General features: G+C 58.8%; 8 protein-coding genes. All 8 read left to right on the forward strand.

Annotation, left to right across the window (positions count from 1 at the left end; translation table 11 throughout):
- Nucleotides 1-467: 467 nt before the first annotated feature.
- A complete protein-coding gene (gene flhD / locus I5W_RS14410; protein ID WP_017451773.1) occupies nucleotides 468-785 on the forward strand; it encodes a flagellar transcriptional regulator FlhD in 318 nt (105 codons plus the stop codon).
- A gap of 177 nt (nucleotides 786-962) precedes the next feature.
- Complete coding sequence (gene flhC / locus I5W_RS14415; RefSeq protein ID WP_044529746.1) at nucleotides 963-1577, forward strand: flagellar transcriptional regulator FlhC; 615 nt, start codon at nucleotides 963-965, stop codon at nucleotides 1575-1577.
- Nucleotides 1578-1665: 88 nt separating this feature from the next.
- The gene (locus I5W_RS14420) at nucleotides 1666-2460 is read left to right on the forward strand and encodes a class I SAM-dependent methyltransferase (RefSeq protein ID WP_044529747.1); all 795 of its coding nucleotides are present in this window, start codon (nucleotides 1666-1668) and stop codon (nucleotides 2458-2460) included.
- 158 nt (nucleotides 2461-2618) lie between these two features.
- The gene (gene motA / locus I5W_RS14425) at nucleotides 2619-3479 is read left to right on the forward strand and encodes a flagellar motor stator protein MotA (protein ID WP_017451776.1); all 861 of its coding nucleotides are present in this window, start codon (nucleotides 2619-2621) and stop codon (nucleotides 3477-3479) included.
- 108 nt (nucleotides 3480-3587) lie between these two features.
- Nucleotides 3588-4526 carry a flagellar motor protein MotB gene (gene motB, locus I5W_RS14430; RefSeq protein WP_017451777.1) on the forward strand — a complete coding sequence of 313 codons (939 nt, stop codon included), beginning with the start codon at nucleotides 3588-3590 and terminating at the stop codon, nucleotides 4524-4526.
- A 77-nt stretch (nucleotides 4527-4603) separates the two neighbouring features.
- Nucleotides 4604-5158 (forward strand): hypothetical protein, encoded by a 555-nt coding sequence (locus I5W_RS14435; protein ID WP_044529748.1) that lies wholly within the window; start codon nucleotides 4604-4606, stop codon nucleotides 5156-5158.
- Between the two features lie 128 nt (nucleotides 5159-5286).
- On the forward strand, nucleotides 5287-5652 hold the full coding sequence (locus I5W_RS14440) for a response regulator (protein ID WP_006463269.1): 366 nt from the start codon (nucleotides 5287-5289) through the stop codon (nucleotides 5650-5652).
- 52 nt (nucleotides 5653-5704) lie between these two features.
- Nucleotides 5705-6837, forward strand: a 1133-nt coding sequence (locus tag I5W_RS14445) for an Hpt domain-containing protein (protein ID WP_044529749.1), incomplete at its 3' end; no start/stop codon positions are given.

Raw genomic sequence — 6837 nt, forward strand, 5'->3', positions numbered from 1 at the left:
AAAATTTTGCAAGTTTTTTCAGTAGCAAAGCGTAAGGAAACTACAGTGGAGTTTCGGTGAAGAGGTAAAAATGTGGATGAGCTAGTCGCCGACCAGCAACAAGCAGCGCGTAAACATCGAAAATTTACAATTTATTTCGTTGCTCAAAATGCAATTTTATTGAGTCATTTCAGGCAAGAAAGCTTTTGATCAGGAAATTCCTGATTGGCCCCGAAAGTCGCAAGCAAACTGCCTGTTCCCTCTCCTGACTGAAAAATCACCCGGTGATTCCCTGCCCATGTAGGACTAACGCCTACAGACTGGACGGGTCGGTGTCGGACGAAAAATACCGATCAAGTCTAATTTCCCGCGTGTCCGCCCCCCCTCAGAATTAGCTTGCAGTCAAGTAAATGTAAGCGATTGTAAGCAGCCCGACGCCGCGTCGTGCCGCTTTGAGCAGTGGAAGTACTTACCGAGGTGGGGTGTAAATGAATACCAACGACATGATGGCGGAGATCCGCGATGCCAACCTGAGCTATCTCATGCTGGCGCAGCAGATGATCCGTTCGGACAAGCCGACTGCGATCTTCCGGCTGGGCATCAGCGCCGAGATCGCCGATCTGATCGAAGGGCTGTCCAATGCCCAGATCATGAAGCTGGCGGCGACCAACATGATGTTGACGCGCTTTCGCTTTGACGATGGCGCCATCCTCGGGATGCTGACCAACTACAACAAGGACAAAAGCCTGGCCCAGTCTCATGCGGCCATTTTGATGGCTTGTCAGCCCAGCGAGCAAATTTCGTAAAACAACAAGACAGAGCAGGGCCTGCGCGTACAGGGGATGTTCACGTGCGGGAGGGGAGATGTTCCAGGAAGTTAAACAGTTTGTGTCTTGATCCAGCCTGCATTGATTGTCCGTCCGCCTGGGGCGCACGGGCCTAGGTCAGGCAGTTTTACTACGAAATCACCGGGGGGTAGCAACATGGCTAAGAAGAGCGTTGTCACGGAAGCGCAGGAAATTCAGTTGGCCATTGAATTGATTAACCTGGGGGCACGCCTCCAGTTGTTGGAATCGGAAACTTCGCTGTCGCGCGAGCGCCTGCTGAAGCTTTACAAGGAATTGAAGGGCGTGTCTCCGCCCAAGGGCATGTTGCCGTTCTCGACCGACTGGTTCATTACCTGGCAGCCCAACATCCATTCGTCCTTGTTCATCAACATCCACCGCTATCTGGTGGAATATGCCCGCATCAGCGGTATCGAAGCCGTCATGAAGGCCTACAAGCTCTATCTGGAGCAGGTTGGCTACACCGACTCGGGCGAGCCGGTGCTCTCGCTCACCCGTGCCTGGACCCTGGTGCGCTTCTTCGAGAGCAAGATGCTCATGACCACGCCCTGCTGCAAGTGCGGCGGGCATTTCGTAGTGCATCGCCTGGATCTGCATCAGGATTACCTGTGCGGCCTGTGCCACATGCCTTCGCGTGCCGGCAAGACCAAGAAGGCCAAGGATGCCGTGGTCATGGGTCTGGTCGAGGCCGCCATGCCGCTGGCAGTGGCAGCGCCCCTGGCCGAGGTGCCGGTGCTGGCGGCGGTGGCTTGAGCCATCCCGAGCGGGTGCTGCTGCAGTGATGCATTGATGCGGGAATGGGCCAGGTAGGTCAACCACAAGAATAAGGCCGATTGCCGCGATGTCCGAAGATCAGAATCAGGCCGGTGCGCGCCGCAGACCACTGTTGCAGGCACCGGCCATCCAGGCCCTGTTGTTGTTCGTGCTGGGTCTGGTGGCTGCCAATGTGATCGATGTGCTGTTGCAGCGCGCCGGTCTTTCTCCTTTATCCCCCCTCCAGACTTCGCTGCTGCACGGTGTGCTGGCTGCGCTGTTGGCGCGCCTGCGTGGCATGGCCGTGTGGTGGTGGCTGATCCTGCTGGTGTTCCCGGTGGCGGCGCTGGCCGTGGGCAGCCTGCACCTGCCGCCGTGGGTGTTCCTGGTGGTGTTTCTGTTCATGCTGGTGCTGTTCTGGTCCACCTTCCGCAGCCAGGTGCCGTTCTATCCTTCCGGTCAGCGTGCCTGGGATGCGGTGGCCGCCTTGCTGCCGCAGGGGCGGGCGATCCGCTTCATGGACATCGGCAGTGGCCTGGGTGGCGCCGTGCTGGACCTGTCGCGACGCCGTCCCGAGAGCGAGTTCACCGGCATCGAGATCGCCCCCTTGCCGTGGCTGGTCAGTCGCCTGCGGGCTGCGCTGGCGGGTAATCGCTGCCGCTTTGTGCGGGGCGATTATCTGTTGCTCGATTTCAGTGATTACGACGTGGTCTTTGCCTACCTGTCGCCGGCGGCCATGGTGGCGCTATGGCACAAGGCGCGCGCCGAGATGAAGCCGGGCACGCTGCTTTTGAGCTATGAGTTTCATATTCCTGGCACCACCCCTGATGTCGTGATCGAACCACCGGGGGGCGGACCGGTCCTGCATGGATGGCGCATGTGAGCTGCGAGACGCGACGTATCAAGTTTGCGGCGATTGCGCCGTAAATCAAAAAGGAAGGACGTTTTTCGGATATGTATTCCCTCATTTGCTTGATTGGAATACCTGTAACCTGATGAACGTGAAAATACACTCAACGCCACAGGGACGGGAGTAGGCACTTGTTAGTCATCATTGGATATATCGTGGTCATGGCATCCGTCTTCGGCGGCTTTGCCATGGCGGGGGGGCACCTGGGAGCGCTGTTCCAGCCAATCGAACTGCTCATGATCGGCGGTGCCGCCGGCGGCGCTTTCCTGGTTGGTAACAACGGCAAGGCGATCAAGGCCACCTTGAAAGCCTTGCCGACCGTCTTCAAGGGTTCGGCCTATACCAAGGCGCTGTACATGGAATTGATGGCGCTGCTCTTCGAGATTCTGACCAAGTCTCGTAAAGAGGGTTTGATGTCCATTGAAGGGGATATCGAAGAGCCCGAGAGCAGCCCCATCTTCAGCAAGTATCCGGGCGTGCTGGCGGACCATCATCTGATCGAATTCATGACCGACTACCTGCGTCTGATGGTGTCGGGCAACATGGATGCGTTCCAGATCGAAAACCTGATGGACAACGAAATCGAGACCCATCATCACGAAGGCGAGATCCCCGTGCATTGCATCGCCAAGCTGGGTGACGGTATGCCGGCCTTCGGTATCGTGGCCGCGGTGATGGGGGTGGTGCACACCATGGAATCGGTGGGTATTCCGCCTTCCGAACTGGGTATGCTGATCGCCCACGCGCTGGTCGGTACCTTCCTCGGTATTCTGCTGGCCTACGGCTTCGTGGGTCCGCTCTCGAGCTTGCTGGAACAGAAGCTGCACGAGTCGACCAAGATCTACCAATGCGTGAAGGTGACCCTGCTGGCCAGCTTGAATGGCTATGCACCGGCGCTGTCGATCGAATTCGGCCGTAAGGTCCTGTTCTCGACGGAACGTCCGACCTTCCTCGAACTGGAAGAACACGTCAAGCAGGCCAAGAGCAAGTAAGGCATTGGGAAGCTAAGAAGTTAAGAACGTAAGCAGTTCAAGTCCACCGGGGCAGGCCTGACTTACATCGATTTACACTGACATCAGCATTGAGGCAGGAGTACAGGCATGGCCGACGAAGGGCTACGTCCCATAATCGTTAAGCGCATCAAGAAGGGCGGCGGCGGTCACCACGGCGGCGCCTGGAAGATCGCCTACGCCGACTTCGTCACGGCGATGATGGCGTTCTTCCTGCTGATGTGGCTGCTGGGTTCGACTGCCAAGGGGGACTTGAACGGCATTGCCGAGTACTTCAAGACGCCGCTGAAGGTGGCCATGGCCGGCGGCTCCGGCAGTGGTGACGCCAATACCGTGCTGCCCGGGGGCGGCAAGGACTTGACCCGTCAGGATGGGCAGTTGCGCAAGGGCGAGAACGACATCGTCTCGCGCAAGCAGAGTCTGAAGCAGGCACAGCAGGAACTGGAACGCGCCGAACGCACCCGGCTGGAAGAATTGAAGACGCGCCTGGAAAAGGCCATCGACTCCAATCCGACCTTGAAGCAGTTCAAGAACCAGCTCTTGATCGACATCACTACCGAAGGTTTGCGCATCCAGATCGTGGACGAAAAGAACCGTCCCATGTTCGCCCTGGCCAGCGCCCAGTTGCAGCCCTATACCAAGGAGATCCTGCACGAGATCGGTCGTACCTTGAATGACGTGCCCAACAAGATCAGCCTGTCCGGCCACACCGATGCCACGCCCTATTCGCATGGCGAGAAGGGCTACAGCAACTGGGAGTTGTCGGCTGACCGGGCCAATGCTTCGCGGCGCGAACTGATCATCGGCGGCATGGATGAATCCAAGGTGTTGCGGGTGGTGGGCCTGTCTTCGGCGGTGTTGCTGGACAAGGAAGACCCCTTCAACCCGATCAATCGTCGCATCAGCATCATCGTCATGAACAAGAAGGCCGAAGAGATGGTGGAAAAGGATAGTGGGTCGCTCAATGTACCCACCGATGCCAGCGACGATGACGTCCAGCAGGGGCTGGGCGCACCGGCCAAGAATTAGAGCGGGGGGCGTCGAGATTGACGTCGATGTGGTGATGAAGCAGAAGTGTTCAACTGAACAGGGGAAGAGAGCTGGATATGCCGACCAAGACCATGCTGCAGGAGCTCAAGCGTTTGTTGCTCGATACTGCCAGCGGCGGCAGCCGCCAATTGACGGAAGTGGAGTCGGACCTGGTCCAGACCAACATCCTGCTGGGTGAAGCCATTGGCAAGCTGGGGACCAGCTTCATGGAACTGCATCGCTCGGTGCAGCTCCAGCAGAGCATCCTGGAGGGGCTGATGAACGGCAATAGCCAGTTCGACGGCGAGAGCATCGAGCAGCTCAAGGCCACCCAGGGCCAGGTCAGCCACTACGTCAATGCAGCCGTGACCGGCCTGCAGTTCCAGGACATGACCAGCCAGTTGCTGGAGCGTATCGTGCGCCGCGTGATCGGCCTGCGTGAAGCGCTGGGCGTATTGAGTGCCAACAGCTTCGAGATCGTACCCGAGCAGGGCCAGACCGATGATGAGTTGAAGGAACTGCTGGCCAGCACCGTGCAGGCCATGGAAGAACGCCTGACAGTGCTCGATTCGGGGCTGTGGAAGGCAGTACGCCAGACCCGCATGGAAAGCGGCGATATCGAGTTGTTCTAGTCGGTGGCTGGCAGAGTGGTACAAGATTGAACTAGGTCATTCCGGTCAGACTGGCCGTTAGGTCGGAGACCAATGGTGCGGCATAATGCATACGCGCATGAGCCTTATTGAAGAAACAGGGAGTAACGATGTCCAAAACGATTCTCGCAGTAGATGATTCCGGGTCACTGCGTCAGATGGTGGTATTCAGTCTGAAAGCTGCGGGTTACAACGTGACCGAGGCGGTCGACGGGGTGGACGCGCTGGAAAAGGCCAAGACGCATACCTTCGACCTGGTGCTGACCGACCAGAACATGCCGCGCATGGACGGCCTGACCCTGATCCGCTCGCTGCGCGAGCTGACCAGCTACGCCCGCGTGCCCATCCTGATGCTGACCACCGAGTTCAGCGACGAGATGAAGGCCAAGGGCAAGGCAGCCGGCGCCAATGGCTGGCTGGTCAAGCCGTTTGATCCGCAACGCCTGACCGAGGTGGTGCGCAAGGTAATCGGCTGATCTTGCCGGAATAATAAGAATACACGTACTGCATCCAGCATGGAGCCCAGGCATGAGCATTGATATGAGCCAGTTTTTCCAGGTCTTTTTCGACGAGGCCGAGGAAGGGCTCGCGGAAATGGAAAAGCTGTTGTTGGCCGTCAATGTAGAGTCTCCCGATCCGGAAGACCTCAATGCGGTGTTTCGCGCCGCACATTCGATCAAGGGTGGTTCATCCACCTTCGGCCTGACCGATATCGCCGAAGTCACGCACGTGCTGGAGTCGCTGCTGGACCGCATTCGCCAGGGCCAGATGGCCCTGACTTCGGAGCACGTGGACGCCTTCCTGGCCGCCAAGGATGTGCTCAAGTCCATGCTCGACGGCCACAAGCATGGCGCCGAGGTGGACCAGGAAGCGGTGGCGCAGGTGCGCATGTTGCTCGAAGCCCTGTCGCAGGGCAAGAGTTCCAGCGCCGCCGCGCCCAAGGCGGCTGCCCCGGCCGCGGCCGTGGTCGGACCTGGTGGCGTGCGCCGCTACCGGCTGGATATGCCCGTCATCGCCGACAAGGATGCCGACGCCCTGGCCGATGAGTTGTCCATGCTGGGCAAGCTGGAAAAATCCAAGTCGCCCGAGGGGCGCTGGGTATTCATCCTGGATACGGCCGAACCGATCGATGACGTGGTCGCCATCTGCGCCTTCATCGTCAATGTGGCCGATCTGAAGATTTCACAAGCGGTCGAAGCCGCCCAGGGCAGCGATGAAGAGCGCGGCTACGGCTTCTTCGACAATTTCGTGACCCAGGAAGAGCGCGAACGCACCCAGGGCTACGGTTTCTTCGACAATCACACCGCCCTCGAAGACAAGGAGCGCGAGCAGGGCTACGGCTTCTTCGCCCCCTTCGTGCCGCTGGACATCAGCCCGAAGAAGGCCGAGGCCGACGGCGCGGCCCATGCCGCAGGCAATGGCAACGGCAATGCGCATCACGACGATGCCCATTTGCATGGCGAACATGCATCGGCCGAAAAGAGGGCGGCCAAGGGTGGCGCCGGACTGGCCCAGGAGTCGTCTTCCATTCGCGTGAGCATCGAGAAGGTCGACCAGTTGATCAACCTGGGGGGCGAGCTGGTCATTACCCAGGCCATGATCGAGCAGCGCGTGGGCAAGCTCGACCCGATGCACCATGAACACCTGCTCAACAGCGTGAG

This window comes from Herbaspirillum sp. B65 (assembly GCF_000333555.1).
GTDB lineage: Bacteria > Pseudomonadota > Gammaproteobacteria > Burkholderiales > Burkholderiaceae_D > Herbaspirillum > Herbaspirillum rubrisubalbicans.

Excerpts from the sequence above, each read along its gene's own strand:
- flhD (WP_017451773.1), top strand. The coding sequence starts at position 468 with ATGAATACCAACGACATGATGGCGGAGATCCGCGATGCCAACCTGAGC.
- flhC (WP_044529746.1), top strand. The coding sequence starts at position 963 with ATGGCTAAGAAGAGCGTTGTCACGGAAGCGCAGGAAATTCAGTTGGCC.
- I5W_RS14420 (WP_044529747.1), top strand. The coding sequence starts at position 1,666 with ATGTCCGAAGATCAGAATCAGGCCGGTGCGCGCCGCAGACCACTGTTG.
- motB (WP_017451777.1), top strand. The coding sequence starts at position 3,588 with ATGGCCGACGAAGGGCTACGTCCCATAATCGTTAAGCGCATCAAGAAG.
- I5W_RS14435 (WP_044529748.1), top strand. The coding sequence starts at position 4,604 with ATGCCGACCAAGACCATGCTGCAGGAGCTCAAGCGTTTGTTGCTCGAT.
- I5W_RS14440 (WP_006463269.1), top strand. The coding sequence starts at position 5,287 with ATGTCCAAAACGATTCTCGCAGTAGATGATTCCGGGTCACTGCGTCAG.